18 protein-coding genes are annotated in these 20,333 nt (G+C 45.6%); 9 read left to right on the top strand and 9 right to left on the bottom strand.

Annotated features, from left to right (window positions below):
* The first annotated feature begins 42 nt into the window (after window positions 1-42).
* A complete protein-coding gene (locus tag NJR55_RS04390; RefSeq protein ID WP_253618182.1) occupies window positions 43-2,919 on the top strand; it encodes an insulinase family protein in 2,877 nt (958 codons plus the stop codon).
* Between the two features lie 22 nt (window positions 2,920-2,941).
* Here the strand turns inward: NJR55_RS04390 and NJR55_RS04395 are convergent, their stop codons facing one another.
* From NJR55_RS04395 to NJR55_RS04410, 4 genes are all read right to left on the bottom strand, one after another.
* Window positions 2,942-4,630: a M1 family metallopeptidase gene (locus NJR55_RS04395; RefSeq protein WP_253618183.1), complete on the bottom strand. Its 1,689-nt coding sequence runs from the start codon at window positions 4,628-4,630 to the stop codon at window positions 2,942-2,944.
* 127 nt (window positions 4,631-4,757) lie between these two features.
* On the bottom strand, window positions 4,758-6,110 hold the full coding sequence (gene gdhA / locus NJR55_RS04400) for an NADP-specific glutamate dehydrogenase (RefSeq protein WP_253618184.1): 1,353 nt from the start codon (window positions 6,108-6,110) through the stop codon (window positions 4,758-4,760).
* A gap of 62 nt (window positions 6,111-6,172) precedes the next feature.
* Window positions 6,173-7,369: a GGDEF domain-containing protein gene (locus tag NJR55_RS04405; RefSeq protein WP_253618185.1), complete on the bottom strand. Its 1,197-nt coding sequence runs from the start codon at window positions 7,367-7,369 to the stop codon at window positions 6,173-6,175.
* A gap of 2 nt (window positions 7,370-7,371) precedes the next feature.
* A complete protein-coding gene (locus NJR55_RS04410) occupies window positions 7,372-7,815 on the bottom strand; it encodes a YaiI/YqxD family protein (protein ID WP_114982459.1) in 444 nt (147 codons plus the stop codon).
* Between the two features lie 127 nt (window positions 7,816-7,942).
* Here NJR55_RS04410 and NJR55_RS04415 point away from each other — a divergent pair, with 127 nt between their 5' ends.
* Window positions 7,943-8,572: a peroxiredoxin gene (locus NJR55_RS04415; protein ID WP_253618186.1), complete on the top strand. Its 630-nt coding sequence runs from the start codon at window positions 7,943-7,945 to the stop codon at window positions 8,570-8,572.
* A 128-nt stretch (window positions 8,573-8,700) separates the two neighbouring features.
* The gene (locus NJR55_RS04420; protein WP_253618188.1) at window positions 8,701-10,341 is read left to right on the top strand and encodes a methyl-accepting chemotaxis protein; all 1,641 of its coding nucleotides are present in this window, start codon (window positions 8,701-8,703) and stop codon (window positions 10,339-10,341) included.
* On the opposite strand, the gene NJR55_RS04425 is transcribed toward NJR55_RS04420, so the two are convergent.
* The 4 genes from NJR55_RS04425 to hemH are packed head-to-tail and all read right to left on the bottom strand — an operon-like array spanning window position 10,338 to window position 14,797.
* Window positions 10,338-12,638: a putative bifunctional diguanylate cyclase/phosphodiesterase gene (locus tag NJR55_RS04425; RefSeq protein ID WP_253618190.1), complete on the bottom strand. Its 2,301-nt coding sequence runs from the start codon at window positions 12,636-12,638 to the stop codon at window positions 10,338-10,340. The two genes, NJR55_RS04420 and NJR55_RS04425, sit on opposite strands and share 4 nt — an antisense overlap.
* Before the next feature lie 27 nt (window positions 12,639-12,665).
* Window positions 12,666-13,169, bottom strand: a complete 504-nt coding sequence (locus NJR55_RS04430) for a type VI secretion protein (RefSeq protein ID WP_253618192.1) — start codon at window positions 13,167-13,169, stop codon at window positions 12,666-12,668.
* An 18-nt stretch (window positions 13,170-13,187) separates the two neighbouring features.
* Window positions 13,188-13,691, bottom strand: coding sequence for a retropepsin-like aspartic protease family protein (locus NJR55_RS04435; RefSeq protein ID WP_253618193.1), 504 nt, complete (start codon window positions 13,689-13,691; stop codon window positions 13,188-13,190).
* Window positions 13,692-13,702: 11 nt separating this feature from the next.
* A complete protein-coding gene (hemH, locus tag NJR55_RS04440) occupies window positions 13,703-14,797 on the bottom strand; it encodes a ferrochelatase (protein ID WP_253618196.1) in 1,095 nt (364 codons plus the stop codon).
* A gap of 134 nt (window positions 14,798-14,931) precedes the next feature.
* On the opposite strand from hemH, the gene NJR55_RS04445 reads away from it, so the two are divergent.
* Both NJR55_RS04445 and NJR55_RS04450 read left to right on the top strand, forming a co-directional pair.
* Window positions 14,932-15,516 (top strand): YqaA family protein, encoded by a 585-nt coding sequence (locus NJR55_RS04445; RefSeq protein ID WP_253618198.1) that lies wholly within the window; start codon window positions 14,932-14,934, stop codon window positions 15,514-15,516.
* 15 nt (window positions 15,517-15,531) lie between these two features.
* Window positions 15,532-16,578 carry a hemolysin family protein gene (locus NJR55_RS04450; protein ID WP_253618199.1) on the top strand — a complete coding sequence of 349 codons (1,047 nt, stop codon included), beginning with the start codon at window positions 15,532-15,534 and terminating at the stop codon, window positions 16,576-16,578.
* Here NJR55_RS04450 and NJR55_RS04455 read toward each other — a convergent pair.
* Window positions 16,495-17,253, bottom strand: coding sequence for a sulfite exporter TauE/SafE family protein (locus tag NJR55_RS04455; protein ID WP_253618201.1), 759 nt, complete (start codon window positions 17,251-17,253; stop codon window positions 16,495-16,497). The genes NJR55_RS04450 and NJR55_RS04455 overlap by 84 nt on opposite strands.
* Before the next feature lie 145 nt (window positions 17,254-17,398).
* On the opposite strand from NJR55_RS04455, the gene trhO reads away from it, so the two are divergent.
* The 4 genes from trhO to NJR55_RS04475 all read left to right on the top strand — a co-directional run bounded on the left by trhO (window position 17,399) and on the right by NJR55_RS04475 (window position 20,259).
* Complete coding sequence (gene trhO, locus NJR55_RS04460; protein ID WP_253618203.1) at window positions 17,399-18,322, top strand: oxygen-dependent tRNA uridine(34) hydroxylase TrhO; 924 nt, start codon at window positions 17,399-17,401, stop codon at window positions 18,320-18,322.
* 146 nt (window positions 18,323-18,468) lie between these two features.
* Window positions 18,469-18,945 carry a Dps family protein gene (locus tag NJR55_RS04465; protein ID WP_253618205.1) on the top strand — a complete coding sequence of 159 codons (477 nt, stop codon included), beginning with the start codon at window positions 18,469-18,471 and terminating at the stop codon, window positions 18,943-18,945.
* A 169-nt stretch (window positions 18,946-19,114) separates the two neighbouring features.
* Window positions 19,115-19,510: a response regulator transcription factor gene (locus NJR55_RS04470; protein ID WP_253618207.1), complete on the top strand. Its 396-nt coding sequence runs from the start codon at window positions 19,115-19,117 to the stop codon at window positions 19,508-19,510.
* Entirely contained in the window at window positions 19,507-20,259 is a 753-nt protein-coding gene (locus NJR55_RS04475) for a YaiO family outer membrane beta-barrel protein (RefSeq protein WP_253618209.1), read from the top strand. Before NJR55_RS04470 ends, NJR55_RS04475 begins: the two co-directional genes overlap by 4 nt.
* Window positions 20,260-20,333: the final 74 nt, after the last annotated feature.

Here is a 20,333-nt window from a genome sequence, read left to right on the forward strand (position 1 = left end):
TCCTCGTTATTATATTGTGGTCATTTTTTAAGGGATATTCTTATGAAAAAGTTATTACTCGCAAGTGCTATTAGTTCTGCTCTTTTAGCCGCAGGCTGCAGTCAGCCAGTTACCGAAACCAGCACCTCACAAAACGCCGTTGCCGGCGAAGTCATTAAAAGCCCAAACGATGAGCGCCAGTATCGCGTCGTGACTTTGGATAATAATATTGAAATTATGTTGGTTTCTGATCCGAATACAGATAAGTCGGCTGCCGCTTTAAGTGTTGGCGTTGGTTTACTGCAGGACCCGGAAGCTCAACAGGGGCTGGCACATTATCTGGAGCACATGTTGTTTCTGGGAACCGAAAAGTATCCCGATACCAACGAATACAGCGAGTTTATGAGTAATAACGGTGGTAGTCAGAATGCCTCTACCTGGCTGGATGTCACCAACTACATGTTTAAAATTAATAATAGCGCCTATGATGAAGCTTTAGACCGATTTTCTGACTTTTTTAAAGCGCCCAAACTATACCCTGAGTATGCAGACAAAGAGCGCAATGCTGTGAACGCAGAGTGGTCAATGCGCCGTGAAATGGACTTTTTTGGGCAGTTTAAATTAGGCCGCTTATTGTTGGGTGAACACCCTTCCAACCGTTTCCTTATTGGCAACCTCGACAGCCTGAGTGACAAAGAGAACAGCGAGCTGCATAAAGAAACCGTCGATTTTTACAACCGTTTTTACTCTGCCAACATTATGAAAGTTGCCATGATAAGCGACCGCTCGTTAGAAGAGATGGAAGCCTTAGCTCGTAAACACTTTGCCGGCATTGAAGACGACGGTATTGAAGAGCCCGAAGTCGCGGCTCAAATTAACTTCGATGACGTTGGCAAGAAGCGTATCCACTATGTACCAAATGAAGACGTTAAGCAGCTAAAACTGGAATTCATTATTGATGACAACCAGGAGCAGTTTGCGGTTAAACCCAACCGTTATGTCAGTTACTTGCTTGGTTCAGAAATGCCTGGCACGCCAGCACAACAACTAAAAGACGCAGGCCTTATTGCTAGCTTAAATGCATCGGCACAACCCACTTTTTACGGGAACTACGGTGTTCTGGCCATTGATGTTGAGCTCACTAATGCCGGCATGAAACAGCGTGAAGAGATTGTCGCGCTTATTATGCAGTACATCGATAAAGTTCGCGCTGAGGGCGTTGATGAAAGTTACTTTAAAGAAATAAAAACTAGCCTGAATAACCGTTTTCGCTTCTTAGAAAAAAGCGATGAGTTCAGCTACGTTTCTTCTCTGGCTGAAACAATGCAGAATTTCCCTGCCGAATATGCTATCAGCGCCCCCTATGAGTACCGTGAATTTGATCCTGAAGCCATCCGCTCGGTACTGTCACAACTAACACCGGAAAGATTGCGTGTTTGGTATATTAGTCAGGACGAACCGCACGACAGCGAGCTCGATTTCTATGAAGGCAAATACAAGGTTGTTGACATACCGCAAGAAGAAATCGCGAGCTGGGATAACGAACCGAAAATGGCCATTAACCTGCCGAAAGTGAATACCTTGTTGCCAGAGAGTTTTGCCATTAAGCAGAACGACGCTTTTGATAAACCCAAAGTGGTTATCGAAGAGGAAGGCATTCAGGTCTGGCAATATCCAAGCCAGTTATACAGCGACCAGCCGCGCGGTGTGTTTTATATTCAAATAAACAACGACGCACCTATTAAAAGTATAAAAGCGGACGTTTTAACTGCTTTATGGCGCGATTTATACAATATGAATGTTAGCGCTCTGGACACCGAGGCGAATATTGCGGGTATGAACCTGAACCTTAATGATGGCACCGGCCTGTCACTAACGGTGTCCGGCTTTACCGATAAGCAGCCTCAGTTGCTTGAACGAGCTATCGATAATTTGAGCTTCAACGTAGAAGAGCAGGCCTTTAAACAGGCTGTTGATCGCTATATCAGAGAACTGCAGAACAAAGGCCAGCAATTTCCTATTTATCAAAGTTTTGACGCCTACGGGCAGTTGATTCGTGAAGGAGGCTTTAATCAAACGGACTTAATTGAAACAGCGAAAGAATTAACTCCGGCAGACTTGTCTGACTTTATGAATACCTTACTCGGTAATAATGCGATACGCGTATTTGCCTTTGGTAATTATGACCGAGGTGACCTGGAGGAGTCGGTTAAAAACATTCAGGCCAGTTTACCCGAAGACCGTAAGGTTACTGACTTTAAAATGGCTAAATTCTGGAAGCCTGAAACCGGAAAATCCATTGTATTACGTCGTGACCTGGACGTTGCTGACGTAGCGGTGGTCGATGCGCACATTCACCCTCAGCCAGGCTTTGCCGCGTTAGCGGCAGGAACGGTTCTGCAAAGTCACTTCCGTACCGTAGCCTTTGATACCCTGCGTACAGAAGAGCAACTGGCCTATGCTGTGGGCTCATTCGCACCGAGCCTGGATAATTACGCAGGTTTTGGTCTGTATATTCAGACGCCGGTTAAAAGCGTTGCCGATATGCAGGAGCGCTTTGATAGCTTCAAGGAAGAATATTGGGAAGACTTACAGAAAATGACGCCAGAAGAGTTCAATCAAATCAAACAGAGTACCTTGATTACATTGAACGAAAAGCCTAAGAACTTGATGGAAGAAGTTTCTCCATTCCTGGCTGATTTGAGTTTGCAGCGCTTCGAATTCGACAGCAAAGAGCAGTTAATTGATGCTGTTGAAAACGTAAGCCTTGCGGACGCCAAAGCGTTTTACCAGCAAACCATGTTAAATCCCGATGCGGCGCGTATTTCGGTGCAACTGCGTGGTACCAAGTTTGCTGAACAACCCTACGCGGAATTGCCAAACCAGAAAGTTATTTCCGATTTGGCAGAATTTCATCAGGAGATGGAAAAGCAGCAGTAACGCCTAGTATTGAGCAACCTCATTATTGAGGTTGCTCTTTCGCGTAAGCATCTAAATAATCTTCCTGCTTCAAAATCTTATGCAACGGGTCTAATACATAATGTGCATCGGTTGTAGGTAACGCAACCTGAATAGGAGTTTTCCCAACAACAACTGTCGATATGGTGTCACCAACTTGCACTTCTACAGGTAATTTAAAGGCTGCTTCGTTAAAAGTCTGCCAATGCAGGCTTAACTTATTCCCTTCTTGCTCGGCAACCAGCTCTGGTAACTTCGCTGTATAAAGGTAGTGTTCAAAAAACCATGTAAAGTCCTCGCCTGTTTGCTCATTAACAGCATCAATGAAGTCTTGTGAGTCCGCAAAATGCGGTTCAAAGTTTCCAGGTTTCGGGTCAGTAGTTTGGTAAACCAGTTCTCTCGTTGCTGCAAAGAAATCATCGTCGCCAATCAAGTTTCTTAAAGTATGCAATATCCATGCGCCTTTTTGATAGATATCGCTACCCGGCCCTCTGTCAGCTTTATAAACATCATCTTCTGACATCGGTTTATTCGATACAACCGGATGCTCGTTTCGTATACCTATGCGTGAGTCATACATCATACTGTGATAGACAAAGTCTCCATGCAAATATTGCCCATATAATGGTTGCATGTAAGCGCCGAAACCTTCATGCAGCCACATGTGATCCCAGTCGGTGTTAGTAACTTGATTTCCAAACCACTCATGAGCCAACTCATGATGAAGTAACCAGTCGAAATTGTATTTTCCAGCTTTGTATTCTTGCCCATACGCATTAATGGTTTGATGTTCCATCCCCAAATGCGGAGTTTCCACGACACCCATTTTTTCAGCGTAGAATGGATAGGGACCAATGACGTCTTCGTAGAAGTCTAACTGCTCAGAGAACTCATTGAACAATTTTTCCGCTTCAGCTTTTTTACCTTCTAAATAGTAAAAAACCAACGGATACTCATGTCCATAACGACTTTGGTATGTGTCCTTAAGAACCTCATAAGGGCCAACATTTAACGCAATACCATAGTTATTCTGTGGCTGCTCACTACGCCAGTGGTACTGCGACCAACCCTCACCCTCACTGCTTTCAATTAACTTTCCGTTACTGGCGGCAACCAGGCCTTTCGGCACCCGAATAACAATATCGGTTTGCTTAGCCTCGAACGTTGGGTGGTCAATACAGGGCCAAATCAAATCACAGCCTTCTCCCTGCACAGCAGTGGCTATCCAGGGTTTACCATTTTCAGTTTCGTCCCAAACGTAGCCGCCATCCCAGGGAGGGTTTATTGCGACATGAGGTTGTCCTTTATATTCAATAGTGACTCTTAACTTATCACCAGCAGCTATTGGTTGCTCAAGGCTAAAGCGAATTTCACCGAGTTCGTGAGTGTAGTCATTTGTTTTAAGACTATTAATAGAGAGTGCTGAGATTTGGTAGTTATTGTCAAAATCGATAAGGAAGTCTGACTGTCTCTCAGTAACAGAGAGCACCAGTTCAGTTTTACCTTTAACTTCACGTTTTTCCGGGTTTATATCGAAAAATAAATGCGCTTTTTCAAGGTTAATGTGTTGATGTTCTGGTTTTAGTGCCCCACCCGTTTCCAACGTTTCAGTCAGAGTATCCTTAGGTTCAACGCCAGCGCACCCGCCGACAATTAATGGGACAAAGGCCGTCGCCAAAAGTGCTTTTTTCATATTTTTCTCCCCAGTTGTTTATTAACTGAGCATGCCTTTATTATTAAAAACACTAAAGCACTTTTGCGACCAATGGTTTGTTTCAAACGTTTGTCTGAATTTAAAGGAAATAACGAGCTTAATTAAATCAAACCACACCTTGTTCCAGCATGGCGTCGGCGACTTTACGGAACCCGGCAATATTTGCGCCAAGCACTAAATTATTAGGGTGTCCGAACTCTTCGGCAGTGCGTTTTGCATCTTGGTATATATTGCTCATAATCTCTTTGAGTTTTTCATCCACTTCTTCAAAGTCCCAGCGCAACATACTGGCATTCTGAGCCATCTCTAACTGGCTAGTGGCAACACCGCCTGCGTTTGATGCTTTGCCCGGACCATAACCAACGCCACTCTCAATGAAAAGCTCGACTGCGGCCTGGGTGGTAGGCATATTTGCCCCTTCCACTATGTACTTGCAACCGTTTTCCAGAAGTGCCCGGGCATCTTTTTCGGTCAATTCATTTTGAGTCGCACAGGGGAAAGCAATATCAGCTTCGTAGCGCCAAACGCTGTGTCCCTCTTCGGGATAGTCGTCTTTGGATGTGTATTCGGCGTCATCATGAGTTTTAAGGTACTCTTTAAGCCGCCCGCCTTGTTCTTCTTTTATGCGCTTGACCAAGTCAAGGTCAATACCGTTATCATGGTAAATGGTTCCGCTGGAGTCACTGCAACTTATCGGTTTAGCCCCCAATTCATACAGCTTTTCCATAGCATGAATAGCAACATTACCTGATCCTGAAATCAAACAACGCTTTCCGTCCAGCGAGTCATCCTGGTCATCCATCATGCATTGAGCGAAATAGACAACACCGTACCCTGTCGCCTCTTTTCTAACTTGCGAGCCGCCCCATAATTCACCTTTTCCGGTTAAAACACCGTCAAAACGGTTGGCCAGGCGCTTATATTGACCAAACAGATAGCCAATTTCCCTTGAGCCCACACCGATGTCTCCCGCAGGAACATCCGTATGAGGACCGATATGACGATACAGTTCACTCATAAACGACTGGCAAAAACGCATAATCTCCGCGTCCGACTTGCCTTTAGGATCGAAATTGGCACCACCTTTGCCGCCGCCAATGGGTAAGCCGGTCAGAGCATTCTTAAATATTTGCTCGAAACCAAGAAACTTAACAATACCGGCATTAACACTTGGGTGAAAACGCAGCCCGCCTTTATAAGGCCCCAAAGCCGAGTTAAACTCTATTCTGTAGCCTTTATTGACCTGAATTTTACCGTCATCGTCCATCCAGGGGACACGAAACATGATTTGTCGCTCAGGCTCAAGCAGCCGCTCAATAATAGAGTGCTCCCGATATTTAGGACGTTCTTCCAGTAAAGGTTCTATCGATTCAAGTACATCCTCTACCGCTTGATAAAACTCGACTTGCGCCGGACTGGTTTGCTTTAGCTTTTCGATGGTTTCTTTTATGTAGCTCATTAACTTGCCCACGATTTAAAACAATATAACTATTAACGTATATCGTTGGTTTTAGATCGCTTCTATTTCAGTACCGCTCTATTACGCCCAGCCTTTTTCGCAGAATAAAGGTTCTCATCTGCACGTTTCAAAATGCTATCCGCAGTATCATCAGGTTCCTTTAAAGTCGCACCTAAACTGATAGTGACTTTGACCGTTTTACTCTGCTCTTTTTTACCCCGCGCTTCTTTGCCTTTTGTCTTACTCTCCGGCCGCGAAGGCTCTCTCAATTTAAGCGGATAATTAGCGACCTTGCTACGAACGCTTTCCAGCGAACTTTTTAGCTTTTCTTCATCGTTGTGGAAAAACACTAAGGTAAATTCCTCACCGCCATAGCGGTAGGCCTTAAACCCGCCATGATCTTTTAAAATACTGCCTAACAGCCGCAACACCTGATCACCAACCTCGTGTCCATAGCGGTCATTAAATTTTTTAAAATGATCAACGTCGAGCATGCAAACGGCACTGCGTTTGCGTAAGTGTTGCAACTGACTCATTAACGCGCGCCGTTGCGGCAGCCCCGTTAGTTCATCAATGTAGGCCAGCTTCAACATTTGGTCGGCCAGCGCCAGCAATAAGCCAGCGCTGGCTGCCAAAGCTGCCCAGGTAGAGGCTTGCTGATACTGTACAGCCAACAAAAAGACCATAAGAGAAAGCCAGGCCGCCCAATGACTCCAGGCAAAAGCGGAAGCGCTTTTATAAAGCAAATAAGTTGCCCAGACGCCGCCCATGGCGACTGTCCAAATGAGCAGCCCAATAGCAAACGAACTTTGTTGCCAGTCAGGTAAAGTCAAAACCTCCGCGGGGTTCAATAAAGCGAGAACCTGGGCAACTGGCGGCAGCAATAGCGATAAAGGCAGTATTACCAAAGCAACAAATATCAGTATGCCTTTTCCGGTTAGTAGTACTGGCTTTTTCAGGAGGGTCAGGAGCAAGGCACTAAGCGATAACCACACAGGAAGTGCATCGTACAGCTGGGAAACCTCTTTCTGCGCCAGCGGTTGCTGTAAACCGAGCTGAATCGTAGCGTAGATACCACCAACCCATGCGCACCAATAAAACCATTGCCATTGCCGAAAGAAAGCGGCAACCAAAAACACCGTCCCTAACGCGGCTGAGACAGTTCCGGGAACTGAAAGCGAGACAGACATAAGCCACTCAGGAAAAAACCAAACCATAAGAGCCCAGATAATTGCCGGTAACGCTGCAAAAAAGGTCAAGTTCAACTCCCTGCTAATAAACGATCTAAATGATCCGCAAAGTTCTTGCGATCCACATTCGACAACGGCGGTGGACCACCAGACTGGATACCACTGCTGCGCATGGTGTCCATAAAATCTCTTATGTTCAGCCGCTGTCGAATATTATCGGGAGTGAAGAGCTCCCCCCGGGGGCTTAATGCCTTAGCGCCTTTGTCTATCACTTCAGACGCCAGCGGAATATCACTGGTTATAATTAAGTCACCAGCTTCACAGCGCCGGACTATTTCATGGTCTGCCACATCGAAACCACTGCCTACCTGCACCATATGAATAAATTTCGATTTAGGTGTTTGAATGCGTTGATTAGCCACTAAGTAGAGGTGCAGTTGTTTTCGTTGTGCCGCGCGAAAGAGAATTTCCCTTATTGCCACAGGGCAGGCATCGGCATCAATAAATAAAGTCATTGCTAATAGTCCACGCATCTATATTAGAGTAAAAGGTTATAAGCCCAATGCCTTGTAATGTATTCCGTACGCTATTATTTAATGGTTATCAGCAAAGCTTATCAATAATTGCTTCAGGAGGCACTCTATGACATTACGTATTGGCGATACTGCACCCAATTTTACCATTGATACCACACAGGGTTCGATAAAATTCCATGACTGGGCGAAAGGCTCGTGGGTATTTTTCTTCAGCCACCCGGCAGATTATACACCGGTTTGCACTACGGAAATGGGTCGCACAGCACAACTGGCACCAGAGTTTGAAAAGCGCAACGTGAAACCTCTGGGGCTATCTACCGATACCGTGGAAGCTCACAAAGGCTGGATTAACGATGTTAATGACACTCAAAATACCGTACTTGAGTTTCCTATTGTTGCCGACAAAGATTTAGAAGTCGCTCAGCTTTACGACATGATCCATCCAAACGAAAGCGCTACAGCAACAGTACGTTCGGTTTTTATTATCGATCCGAACCAAAAAATTCGTTTAATCATGACGTACCCAATGACTGTCGGGCGCAACTTCAATGAGATTATACGCGTGATTGATGCTTTACAAACGACTGATCGTGACGAAGTGGCCTGCCCGGCAGATTGGATGCCCGGAGATTCTGTCATTATTCGTCCGACAGTCAGCGACGAAGATGCAAAAGAGAAGTTCCCCCAAGGCTGGAAAACCATACGTCCGTATTTGCGGTTGACCGATATTAAGTAATGCAAAAAGCAGATATGCTGAGTGTAATATGACGCTCAGCATTTACTGTTGACCGGCTAAAGTAAGCCTGCTTAGCTTCCGATAATGGGTAACACGACATCGGTCGCAAGCTATCTAGAGGCACAATTATGAGCTGGTTTAACAACCTTACATTTCGGTACAAATTAATACTTCCTATTGCACTACTGGCTTTAGTGCTTATTGGTATTGCTACAGTCAGTACCGTGAATTTTAAATCCGTTGCTAACAGCGTTGATGAAATAGCCAGTGAACACTTACCCGGCCTTAATTACTTATTGCAAGCCGATCGCGACCTACATCAGGCTCTGGTAGCAGAGAGAACCTTACTTTCAGTTCCACCCGACTCGTCAAGAAAACAAACACTTGTCGACACAGTCAATGAGAACCTACAGCAAGCTTCTCAACGAGTTGACCGTTTTTTGGCTCTCACTTCAAGCGCCGAAGAGCGTCAGATGGTTGCTGATTACAAAAGTAAAAATGAGACCTGGGTCGCGACTAATAAGCGAGTAATAGAGCTTCATGGCCAAAACCGGGTTGAAGAAGCCATTAGTTTAAGTGAGCAGCAAAGCGGCCCTCAGTTCGAGACCATGCGTGACGTTCTTGACCAACTAGAGCAACGCAAAGAGGAAGCTGCACTCAGTCAGTCTGACATTATTGACGAAGTCATCAGTCAAAGTAACTGGACAGAGATGGTTGTTCTGACCATAGGTTTAATTATCTGCGTATTGTTGGCGTTATTCTTTCCACCGCTAATTACCAGACCATTGAACTTAATGCTTGAACGTTTTGAAGATATGGCCAAAGGCGAAGGGGATTTAACCGCACGCGTTAATCTGGACAGAACAGATGAACTGGGTCGGGTAGCCGACGCTTTTAACGCTTTTGTCGAAAAGCTGCAGCGCATTATTACCAAAATTAATGAAATGACTGAACAACTGGCAACATCGTCTGAAGAACTTTCCAGCATTTCAGAAGAGTCTAACGAAAGCATCAGAAAGCAACACGAAGCGGTTGAGCAGGTCGCAACGGCTATCCATGAAATGTCGACCACAGTAGATGAAATAGCCAAAAGTGCCAATGACGCAGCGACTTCTGCGAAAACAGCTGACGATCATACCAAGCAAGGTCGAGATGTCGTTAAGTCGACAGTCGATGCTATTCAGAATTTAGCTAACCACGTAAATCAAACATCTCAAACCATTTCTAAGGTAGCGGAAGATAGCGACAACATAGGTAAAGTATTAGACGTTATCGGTAGCATAGCTGAACAAACCAACTTGCTTGCGTTAAACGCGGCTATTGAATCTGCACGCGCGGGTGAACATGGAAGAGGCTTCTCTGTTGTCGCTGACGAAGTCAGAACCTTAGCCAGTCGCACGCAAAAATCAACTCAAGAAATTCAGGAAATGATTGAGCGTTTACAAGCGGCAACTCATGAAGCAGTGCGCTCAATGAATACCGGTAAGGAAGAGGCAGACCACACTGTTGCAAGAGCAAGAAATGCTGACGAGTCACTCCAGGCAATAACCTCGGCGGTAGCTGAAATTAATGACATGAACAGTCACATTGCCAGCGCGGCTGATGAGCAAAGCTCAGTTACAGAGGAAATTAACCAGAACATTAATACTATTAGTAGTATTTCAGATCAGTCCGCGCAAAGTTCGGCGCAGGTAAAAGAGTCCAGTGAAAATTTGGCGGAGCTATCTGCCAACCTGCAACAGGAGCTCCGTCAGTTCCGAATCCGCTAACGTTCGTTCTCGAAAGATTGCTGGCGTTCTGCCCATTTGAGCAGTTCGCCCAGCGGCTTCGGTTTACTGAATAAGAAACCCTGCATAAAGTGGCAGCCATGCTCCGTTAAATAAGCACACTCTTCTTCTTTTTCTACACCTTCAGCGACAGTTTCAATACCTATGCTTGCAACCATGCTCAGAATACCGCAGGTAATAGCGGCGTTATGCGAGTTCTCATGAATATTTTCAATAAAGCTGCGATCAATTTTGAGCTTATTTACCGGCAACATATTTAAATAACGCAAGCTGGCAAAGCCACTACCAAAATCGTCAATAGCCACATCCAAACCGAGATCTCGCAATTGTTGCAATAATTCAGCAATACGCTGAGTGTCATTAACTAATACATTCTCTGTTATTTCGACGGTGACCTCACCGGGTTTAATATCAAACTGTTCGAGTATCGCTTTCGTTTTACTGACAAAATCTTCGCGATAAAACTGGATAGGCGAAAAGTTTACGGAGACAGATTTTATGCCGTACCGCTTAAGCTGCTGCAGATCGTGACAAGCTTGTTTTAGCACCCATTCGCTAATTGGAATGATTTGCCCTGTGCGCTCAGCAACAGGGATAAAGTCTGCAGGAGATACATAGCCTTTGGTTGGATGTTGCCAGCGAATGAGCGCTTCGGCTCCGGCAACTTTACCTTTGTCGGTCATAATGGGTTGATAGAATAGCTCAAACTGCTCGTGCGCCAGCGCTTCCTGAATTTTGGTCCGCAATGCCACTTTGTAGCCTAAGCCTTCATCAAGGTTTGCGGAATACCAGTAAACAGAGTTACCTCCTCGCTTTTTCGCTTCATACATAGCGACATCGGCACGTTGAGTAAGCTCCATAGGGTGTTTAAACTCAATATCATTTGCTGAAACACCAATTGCTGCCGATAAAGAAACCTCAACTTCACCAATCCGAAAGGGCTGTTCAAATACCGCTAAAACTTCAGCGCATAACGCATTAACTTGCTCAACAGCACTCATATCCTGAATAACGGCGACAAACTCATCGCCACCAAAACGGCAAAGTAAGTTAGGTTCCGAAACGACCTGTTGCAGGCGTTGCGCCGTTTCAATTAAGACCTCGTCTCCAAGGTAGTGCCCCAGGCTATCATTTATAGGCTTAAAGCCATCTAAATCGATAAAGAGGACGAATATTGCCGCGTCAGTCTTATTTTCCTGCAGCTGTTGTAGTCGCTGCTCCATTGCACTGCGGTTTACCAGGTGCGTTAAGCTGTCGTGAGAAGTGAAAAATTCTAACGCTTCTTCTCGCTGAATTCGTTCGGTAATATCCTTAGCAATGCCGTGTACGCCGGTAATCTCGCCATCGATAATAATCGGAATATTGGTTATCGCTAAGTCATGAAGCTGACCTGTCTGGTCTTTTACTTTTATCTCGTAGGACTGCGGAATGCCGGCTTTAGCCGCTTCAAAGTGCTCTGCGGTTCGTTTCTGGTCACTTTCAGGCACTGCCAGTTCGTAGTGTTTACCCAGTAAATCCTCTTCTTTAAGCAATAAAAGTTCGCAAACCGAGCGATTAACACTAGTAAAGTTGCCTTCTAAATCAAGCATAAACACGGCATCAGGGTTGTGCGTAAAAAGTGAACTTTGACTCTGCTCAAGACGAGCTTGTCTCCTTCTTTGCTCCTCCTGCTCAATGATGAGAGCCACCAGATCGCGATTACGGACAATAATCTCAAGTTCCGGTCCTAAAGGCACTCTCGGCTCTGAAAAGTAAATTGCGAAAGTTCCAATAACGTCACTGTCCGAGGTTGCAAAAATAGGGTGGGACCAGCACGCCACTAAACCCTGCTGTTCAAGGAGAGACAGGAACTCATTGAAGCGCTGATCCTTTCTCATATCAGCAACCAGCACGGGCTCACCGAGCGCTGCCGCTGTACCACAGGCTCCAACACCATCGGCTATGGCTAAGCCGTCTAAGGCTTGGTTATAGGACTTGGGCAGGGAAACTGAAGCGGCGGTTGATAAGGTTTGTGTTTTTTTATCAACCGCCATAATGGCGCACATGGCACCATCAATTTGGGACTCAATAAGCCGACAGATGCCCAGCAGACGGCTTTCAATATCCCGATGCCGGGCTAGCGAGTTAAACGCTTCATAATGTGACTGAATTAAGTAATTTGTGCCTTGGTATTTCTTTTCCGCTCTTTTGCGGATCACTACGACAAAAATTGTCGTAGCAATCAGAACAATAGCTATGCCTGTCGCCAACAGACTGTATTCGGGGAGGCTATCCTGCATTGGCTCGCTGCATATTTACCGCCTGTTTTATTTAACCCGCTGCACTCGCATACGGCGATTTGAACCTTCACGGCCAAAGAAAAATGAATTTAATGCGCCGCGTTCAATATAATATGTGTCATCTTCGTCCCAGGGAAAGTAACCGCCGCTGTCGGTCTGTTTCCAAATCTGGCCATTACTAAGTTCAATACGCCACTTGTCATAAGGCCCCTGTTCTTTCGCTGCGACTTCAACCTCAATTCGGTCAAGCTGGCCTTCTTCTTTGTCTTTATGCTCCATGCCAAACGCTCGTTCTAAAGAAGAGTTACCACGGCGCTCAGCCTTGGATTTCTGTTTTTCAGCCTGCGCTTTTCCTCTGGCTTTTCCTTCTGCTTGTTTCGACTCACCCTGAGACTGCTTAGCAATATTGTCATAACATACCAGTCGCTCCAGCGAGTCTTCAATCCCTGCACATTGTTGCAACGCCTCTTGTTGTGCATTAACACTGCCCGCCGCCAACAATAAGGTTGCCCCTAGTAATGTTTTGTACATACATCATTCCTGTTTTGTTTAATAACGTAATGTAAGAGTATCGCCTTTTTGCGTTAACTCAAATTCCTTCAACGCACTCATGCCCAAAAGTATGACATCACCGTCCATCCCGGGAGTGATAGAAGCAGCGACATTCGTCAGCTGAATTTCACCCAGCCCTAACCTGTCAATTTCTGTCCTATAAGTTATAACACGTCCGTTAGCTGTTTGAGACATACCTTGCCGTCCTTTACGCAAACCCAGTTTTTTAGCCAAGTTTTCAGGAACAGCCACCAGTGTTGCCCCGGTATCCAGCAAGAAAGTCACAGGCTGACCATTCACATCACCCTGAGCAACATAGTGACCCATCCGGTTTTGCTCCAGCACAACGGTGACTTGCCCGTTATCGACATGGCTTTGCACCTGAGAGTTCGGGTTAAACTGTTGCTGCAACTGGTCTTCAAAAAACCAGACCAACATGACAATGGCCAGCCCCCAGGCAATAAACATAAAGGGCTTGCCGAATGAAGTCGTACGCGCCAAGTCAGTCTCCTTTAATCATCATAGGGCAAACTCTGCTTTTTTACCTGGTCGGCTCTTTGCTGTCGCTGTTCAGTTACTTCTTCAACTGACCAGCCTTGCAGATTATTTTCAATAAGTTGACTTAACGCATCAATATGCCCGCTCTCAGCATTCAGAGCTGAAATGTATTCGTACCGCTCGCCGCCACTTTCCATAAAGTATTCACGGTTTTCTTCGCCAATTTCTTCTACGGTTTCTAAACAATCGGAAGAGAAGCCAGGGCAAAATACCTGCACCGACTTAACTCCTTTGCCAGGAAGCGCTTTCATTGTCATGTCGGTATAAGGCTGCAACCACTCTTCACGGCCAAAACGTGACTGAAAAGTCGTCAGATACTCATCCTTTCCAAGTCCCAGTCGCTCAGCCAGTAGGCGCGATGTTTTGTAGCATTCGCAATGGTAAGGGTCGCCATTTTTCAAATAACGCAACGGAATTCCATGATAAGAGAACAACAACTTATCTGCGCGTCCATGAGCGTCCCAGTGTTTTTCAATACGCTGTGCAGCTGCCTCGATAAAAGGTGAAAAATCGTGATAGTGGGTAATAAAGCGAAGTTCAGGTAACCAACGGCGTTTGGTAAAGTCTTTGGCCAGCGCATCGAAAGTTGAGGCAGTAGTCGATGCCGAGTACTGTGGGTACAAAGGCAACACCAGCAGTTTACGAACGCCTTTTTGCATCATTTTCTCAACTACATCGCCAAGAGCCGGGTTCCCGTAACGCATGGCAAAATCCACAACAATGTTGTCACCCCAGGTTTGTTTCAGCTTTGCTTCAATAGCCGAAGCCTGGTCTTGTGTATGAAATAACAAAGGGGAGCCACGATCAGTCCAGACGGTCTTATAAGCTTCGGCTGAACGTTTAGGACGAAAGCGCAAAATAACCCCATTCAAAATTAAAAACCAAAGTAAACGCGGCACTTCAACCACTCGTGGGTCGGATAAAAACTCTTTTAGATAGGGCTTGAGCGCTTTTTTTGTTGGGGCCTCTGGAGTTCCTAGATTAGTAACCAAGACACCAATTTTGTCCGCCTGCCCATGAGAAAAGCCCGGGCTTCCTTGATATTTCATTTTGAGTTACCTTTTAACAACACGATGTAAGTGCAAATTTTACGTAAGTTTTAACGGCTTCGATCCCTATTTGCAAAAAAATCACGCTACACTGAGCCGATGAATGCTATCGAAAATAATATGTTGACGCGCCAATGACAGAAAACTCGAAGACGCAACAATGGTATCAGAAACTGGCCAGTTCCCCCCATGCGTTGATACTTCTATTTTTTCTGTCTGCCCTGGAGGCAACGATACTTCCCATAGCCTTAGAGTTGGTTTTGGTGCCTTACATGGTACTAGAACGCAAGCGCATATGGCTGGTTTCAACTGTTGCTTTAGCGGGGTTCTTAGCCGGGGCTATTGGTGGTTATTACATTGGTTTTGCCTTATTTGATAGCGCTGGCGAATGGTTTATCAACTACCTGTCCATTCAGGAATACTATAAAGAATTTCAGGAAACTCTGAGCGAAGACGGTTTTATTGCCATTTTTCTGGTAGGCGTTACTCCCGTTCCTTTCCAGGTCGCCATGTTAGCTGCAGGCGCAGGGGACTATCCACTTTCATTGTTTTTACTAGCGGCAGGTGCAGCGCGTGCTTTACGTTATTATGTATTAGCACTTATCGTTTTGTGGTTAGGGCCTTATACTGAACGCCTATGGGGTAAATACGCAGGTCCTGTCGGTTGGTCCATTCTCATTGTGGCGGGAACTATGTTATTACTAATACAATTTTTGTAAGTATTTAAGGTAACAATGTTCCTACTCATTCTTTTTGCCATTATCGCTATTGGCGTTTCATTTATTTGCTCGGTTTTAGAAGCAGCTCTTTTATCGGTTACGCCAAGTTATGTTGCGCAACTAAAAGAGACCAGACCTAAAACTCACCAGCAGTTACGTAAGCTAAAAGATTCTATTGATAAACCCCTTGCAGCGATATTAACGCTGAATACAATAGCCCATACCGCTGGCGCGGCAGGTGTTGGCGCTCAGGTTGGAGTTGTTTTCGGCGACGGCTACCTGGGTGTCGCTTCGGCCGTTATGACACTGCTTATTCTGGTACTTTCGGAAATCATACCTAAAACGATTGGTGCCAAGTTCTGGCGTAGCATAGCTCCTGTGCTTCCTCCTGTACTGAACTTTATGATTTTATCCCTAAAGCCGTTTATCTGGCTTTCCGATCAAATCACAAAACGTATCGGTAGCGGAGAAGCCGACATTGACGTTCGCTCCGAAATTAAAGCCATGGCGACTATTGGCCACGAAGAAGAAGCGTTAGATGACGACGAGCGCCGGGTCATTCTGAACATTCTCGACTTACATGAAATTCGGGTACGTCAGGTTATGACTCCCAGAACAGTCTGTGAATCTATCCGACCCGACTTGAGCATGACCGAGGTTAGCGAAAGAATTAGAAAGCTGCCCTTTTCCCGATACCCGGTTATTGATAATGATGAGGAGCCACAAGGTATCGTTTTTCGTAGCGATGTTCTTGATGCTGACGAATCAGACTCGCTAAAAGACATTGTACGACCGGTTGAGATCGTCACAGAAACCGTCAGTGTCGAGGCTCTAATGAGCCACCTGCTTAAAGAGCGTCAGCATATGGCTTTAGTTTATGATGAACACGGCAGCTGGCTGGGACTCATTACTCTGGAAGATATTATCGAAACCATACTGGGCACCCCTATTATGGATGAAACCGATAACATAGCCAGTTTACGACGTTATGCTCGTCAACGCTGGGACAAAAGGCTCAAGCGCGACCCAAAGCAAGCGCAGAGCCAACAAGGTAATGATTAAACGAAATAGCTGATCAAAGCGCTGGTCAGTAATTTTTTTCAGCCAGTGCAGGCCAATCCAGGTGCCGGCAAAGCCTGCAGCTATCATTGCCAATACCAGCGGTAACCAGTCCTGAAACACAAACCCGGCCATGCCGAACACCAGCGCTTTAGGCGCGTGTTGCATGGTCATTACTGCGGAAAAAGTGGCGACGGTTTGCATTCGCTGGCTAAACCGGGCTTTTACAAAAGCGGCAACCAGTGGTCCTGAAGCACCAACAAAAAGAGAAATAAAGCCGGTAACCAAGCCACCACCGACCAAACCGGCACGCCCGCGGAAACTCTGTGGCAACTTAGGCCCCCAGGTTAACCAGATTAAAAATAGTGCGATGGTAATTTGTAGAAAATGTGTCGGAAGCTGAACCAGTAATAAACTGCCGATAAAGGTGCCTAACAAACCAAAAGGCACAAACCAGGCAACGGTTGGCCAATGGATGTGCTTCCAGGACAACCCGGTTCGGCCCACATTAGACCCCATTTGCACTAATCCATGTACCGGAATAACCGCGCTACCGGGTAATACCAGAGCCATCACACCAATCAATACCGCCCCTCCGCCAGCGCCTGCCACGGCTGTTAATAACGAGGTTGCGGCTGATAAGAGTACCAGGCCATAAAACAAGGCTTCGTTAATCATGTTTTCTTACTGCTCCCTAAGTCCCTGATTTGCACTGTTCGGGATCAAAACGGTATAATCCGCGCGATTTTTACGCGAATTGCTAACGCGATTTAAATAAGGGCTCCGGATTTACGTTCCGGACCGCTGAAAAAGGTAACATGATATGTATATTTGTGCGGCATTGTATAAATTTGTTGAGCTAAATGACTATAAAGAGCTCCGCGAACCTCTGTATCAGACGCTTATTGCAAACGATGTAAAAGGCACTTTGCTGTTAGCTCGGGAAGGGATTAATGGCACCATTTGCGGTACCCGAGAAGCCATTGACAACGTTTTGAATTACCTACGTTCCGACGAACGTTTTGCTGACATTGAACACAAAGAATCCCCTAGTGACGGACAAGCGTTTTATCGCACCAAAGTAAAACTGAAAAAAGAAATTGTCACCCTGGGCGTTGACTGGGTTGACCCTAAAAGCTCGGCCGGTACTTATGTAGACCCGGAAAAATGGAACGACCTGATAGCTGACCCGGAAGTGCTGGTTATTGATACCCGCAACGAATATGAATACGCCGTAGGAACCTTTGAAGGCGCCGTTAACCCTAAGACCGATACTTTCCGCGAGTTTCCGGAGTACGTGAAGCAACATCTGGATCCGGAAAAACATAAAAAAGTTGCGATGTTCTGCACCGGCGGTATCCGCTGCGAAAAGTCGACCGCTTATTTAAAAGAACAGGGCTTTGATGAGGTTTACCACTTAAAAGGCGGAATTCTTAAATATCTGGAAATGATGCCGGAAGACAACAGTCGCTGGAATGGTGAGTGCTTTGTTTTTGACCAGCGGGTTACCGTTAAGCACGGTCTGGAGCAAGGCGAATACGACCAGTGTTATGCCTGTCGCATGCCCATTACTGCTGAGGAAATGCAGTCAGAGCATTACCAAAAAGGTGTCAGTTGTCCGCATTGCTACGACAAAACCTCGGCCGAACAGAAAGAACGCTTCGCCGAACGTGAGCGTCAGATTCAATTAGCTAAAGCCCGCGGTGAAAAACACATCCGCGACGGCAAACTTGAAAGCCTGAGTTGATTTAACTCACAACGTCCCCTTACTCCTTATGTAAGCATAAGCTGACAGTTATCGAGTTTAACTGTCAGCGTTATCGATTTTCATCGCTTTCTTTAACCCTATGATTCAACTATGGTTAAGGTATAACGATGACAAAGGAGGGTTTTATGAAACAGTTAAGCGTTATTGGTCTAGATCAGAAAAAGGCAGAAAAACTTGGCGACAAGCTAAATGAGCTGCTCTCAAACTACCAAGTTTTTTACATGAATGTTCGTGGTTTCCATTGGAATATTAAAGGCGAACGTTTTTTCGAATTGCACGCTAAGTTTGAAGAAACCTACGATGACTTACTGCTGAAAATTGATGAAATTGCAGAGCGTATTCTAACTCTGGGTCAACGTCCTCAGCATGCTTACTCGACTTACATCAAGAACAGCGAAATTGAAGAAGTTAAAGACGTTCACGATGGTCGTGCCTGTGTCGCCAATATTTTGGACAGCTATCAGACGACCATCCGTCTACAGCGTGAAATTCTCGAAATTTCTGACGAAGCTGGAGATGAAGGTACCAATGCACTGATGAGCGACTACATTAAAGAGCAAGAAAAAACGGCGTGGATGCTGACCTCTTATTTAGGTAACTAATGACTGATTCATTTGGTCAAAAACGTTAAGAGAGACGGGAGAGACCGGGTGGTTTTACACACTCGGTCTTTTTTTGTCTAGAAAAAGCTTACTGCTTGTTTCCTAAACAGAGTTTTTCTTGCCCCAAAAGCCTAAGCTACTTATGCTTGAAATAAGCTAGGAGGCGTATATGGGTAAGTTTCGGATTTTAATTGTTGAAGACGATACCGTTTTACGTGAACTATTGGAGTTTTTATTACAGCGGGAAGGTTATGAAACTCAATGCTGTAATGACGGCTCCGCAGCTCAAGAATGGTTACAGACATATACTCCCGACTTGGTGCTGCTGGACTTGCAGTTACCCATAGTATCAGGGGCACAATTGATTCAATGGCTTCGCGATCGAGAGTCCAGCTACCAGCTACCCATCTTGGTATTAACCAGCCTGCAAGAGGACGATGATATTGCCAATGCTTTGGATTCGGGAGCCAACGATTACATGGTTAAGCCTTTTCAACCAAAAGAATTGCAGGCCCGGATCCGTAAACTGCTTAATATCCGAAGTCAGAAAAGGAATTTCTCATGAAGCGCAGTATGATTACCGGATTGAGCCTCCTGTTAAGTACAGCCCTGCCAGCCCAGCCTTATGATGAGGCACTGGAAGCAGGTTTTGGTTTCGATAGTCTGTCCGGAAATTATGACAATTGGCAAAATGCTTACGTTCAGTACGAACAATCTCTATCGAACAAAACGCTAGGCTATTTACGTTTTAACCAAACTCGCCGCTTTGACCTTAGTGATAATGAACTTTTGGCCGGTTTTTATACCGACCTTAATGAAAACTGGCAATTATTCGGAGAGCTTGGTGGTTCAGGAACCTCCCGTGTACGTCCTGAACTGCAGGGGCAGATCATACTGAGTCGGGCACTTAGCAACGGCTACCTAATTAGCGCAGGTACTCACAGAAGCCATTGGCCAACAAGCACCAGCCAGGGCTATAGCCTCCAGTTAGAACGCTATTTTGCTCAATGGCGGTGGTCTTACCGAATTCGTCAGGATCACCTTTTAGGCGGTGATTCAGCACTGTCTCATGCCGCAACCCTTAGCTATTTTTATGATGAATGGAGCACCGTAACGCTGGCGCTCAACCAAGGTGAGGAAGCAGAAAAAGTTGCCCCTCAGCGGGTTTTAATAACCGATGTCAAAGGTATCAGCGTTTACGGCTTACATCAGCTATCAACTGCCTGGGGACTTCGCTGGGCACTAAGCTTTAATCAGCAAGGTGATTTTTATGACCGCAGGGGGGTATTGCTTGGACTTCGCTATCGATTCTGAGCAGCTCCTTCAATGGATGCACACGGCTCTCCTTGTTATTGCCGTTTTGATCCTATTGGTATGGTCATGGCTGT

Source organism: Idiomarina rhizosphaerae (assembly GCF_024159085.1).
In the GTDB taxonomy this organism is placed as follows: Bacteria; Pseudomonadota; Gammaproteobacteria; order Enterobacterales; family Alteromonadaceae; genus Idiomarina; species Idiomarina rhizosphaerae.

Bases quoted from the DNA above. Each gene is read 5' to 3' on its own strand.
- NJR55_RS04430 (WP_253618192.1), bottom strand. From the start codon at position 13,169: ATGTACAAAACATTACTAGGGGCAACCTTATTGTTGGCGGCGGGCAGT.
- NJR55_RS04465 (WP_253618205.1), top strand. From the start codon at position 18,469: ATGAAACAGTTAAGCGTTATTGGTCTAGATCAGAAAAAGGCAGAAAAA.
- NJR55_RS04420 (WP_253618188.1), top strand. From the start codon at position 8,701: ATGAGCTGGTTTAACAACCTTACATTTCGGTACAAATTAATACTTCCT.
- gdhA (WP_253618184.1), bottom strand. From the start codon at position 6,110: ATGAGCTACATAAAAGAAACCATCGAAAAGCTAAAGCAAACCAGTCCG.
- NJR55_RS04450 (WP_253618199.1), top strand. From the start codon at position 15,532: ATGTTCCTACTCATTCTTTTTGCCATTATCGCTATTGGCGTTTCATTT.
- NJR55_RS04390 (WP_253618182.1), top strand. From the start codon at position 43: ATGAAAAAGTTATTACTCGCAAGTGCTATTAGTTCTGCTCTTTTAGCC.
- trhO (WP_253618203.1), top strand. From the start codon at position 17,399: ATGTATATTTGTGCGGCATTGTATAAATTTGTTGAGCTAAATGACTAT.
- NJR55_RS04455 (WP_253618201.1), bottom strand. From the start codon at position 17,253: ATGATTAACGAAGCCTTGTTTTATGGCCTGGTACTCTTATCAGCCGCA.
- NJR55_RS04425 (WP_253618190.1), bottom strand. From the start codon at position 12,638: ATGCAGGATAGCCTCCCCGAATACAGTCTGTTGGCGACAGGCATAGCT.
- NJR55_RS04395 (WP_253618183.1), bottom strand. From the start codon at position 4,630: ATGAAAAAAGCACTTTTGGCGACGGCCTTTGTCCCATTAATTGTCGGC.
- hemH (WP_253618196.1), bottom strand. From the start codon at position 14,797: ATGAAATATCAAGGAAGCCCGGGCTTTTCTCATGGGCAGGCGGACAAA.
- NJR55_RS04415 (WP_253618186.1), top strand. From the start codon at position 7,943: ATGACATTACGTATTGGCGATACTGCACCCAATTTTACCATTGATACC.
- NJR55_RS04410 (WP_114982459.1), bottom strand. From the start codon at position 7,815: ATGACTTTATTTATTGATGCCGATGCCTGCCCTGTGGCAATAAGGGAA.
- NJR55_RS04470 (WP_253618207.1), top strand. From the start codon at position 19,115: ATGGGTAAGTTTCGGATTTTAATTGTTGAAGACGATACCGTTTTACGT.
- NJR55_RS04475 (WP_253618209.1), top strand. From the start codon at position 19,507: ATGAAGCGCAGTATGATTACCGGATTGAGCCTCCTGTTAAGTACAGCC.
- NJR55_RS04445 (WP_253618198.1), top strand. From the start codon at position 14,932: ATGACAGAAAACTCGAAGACGCAACAATGGTATCAGAAACTGGCCAGT.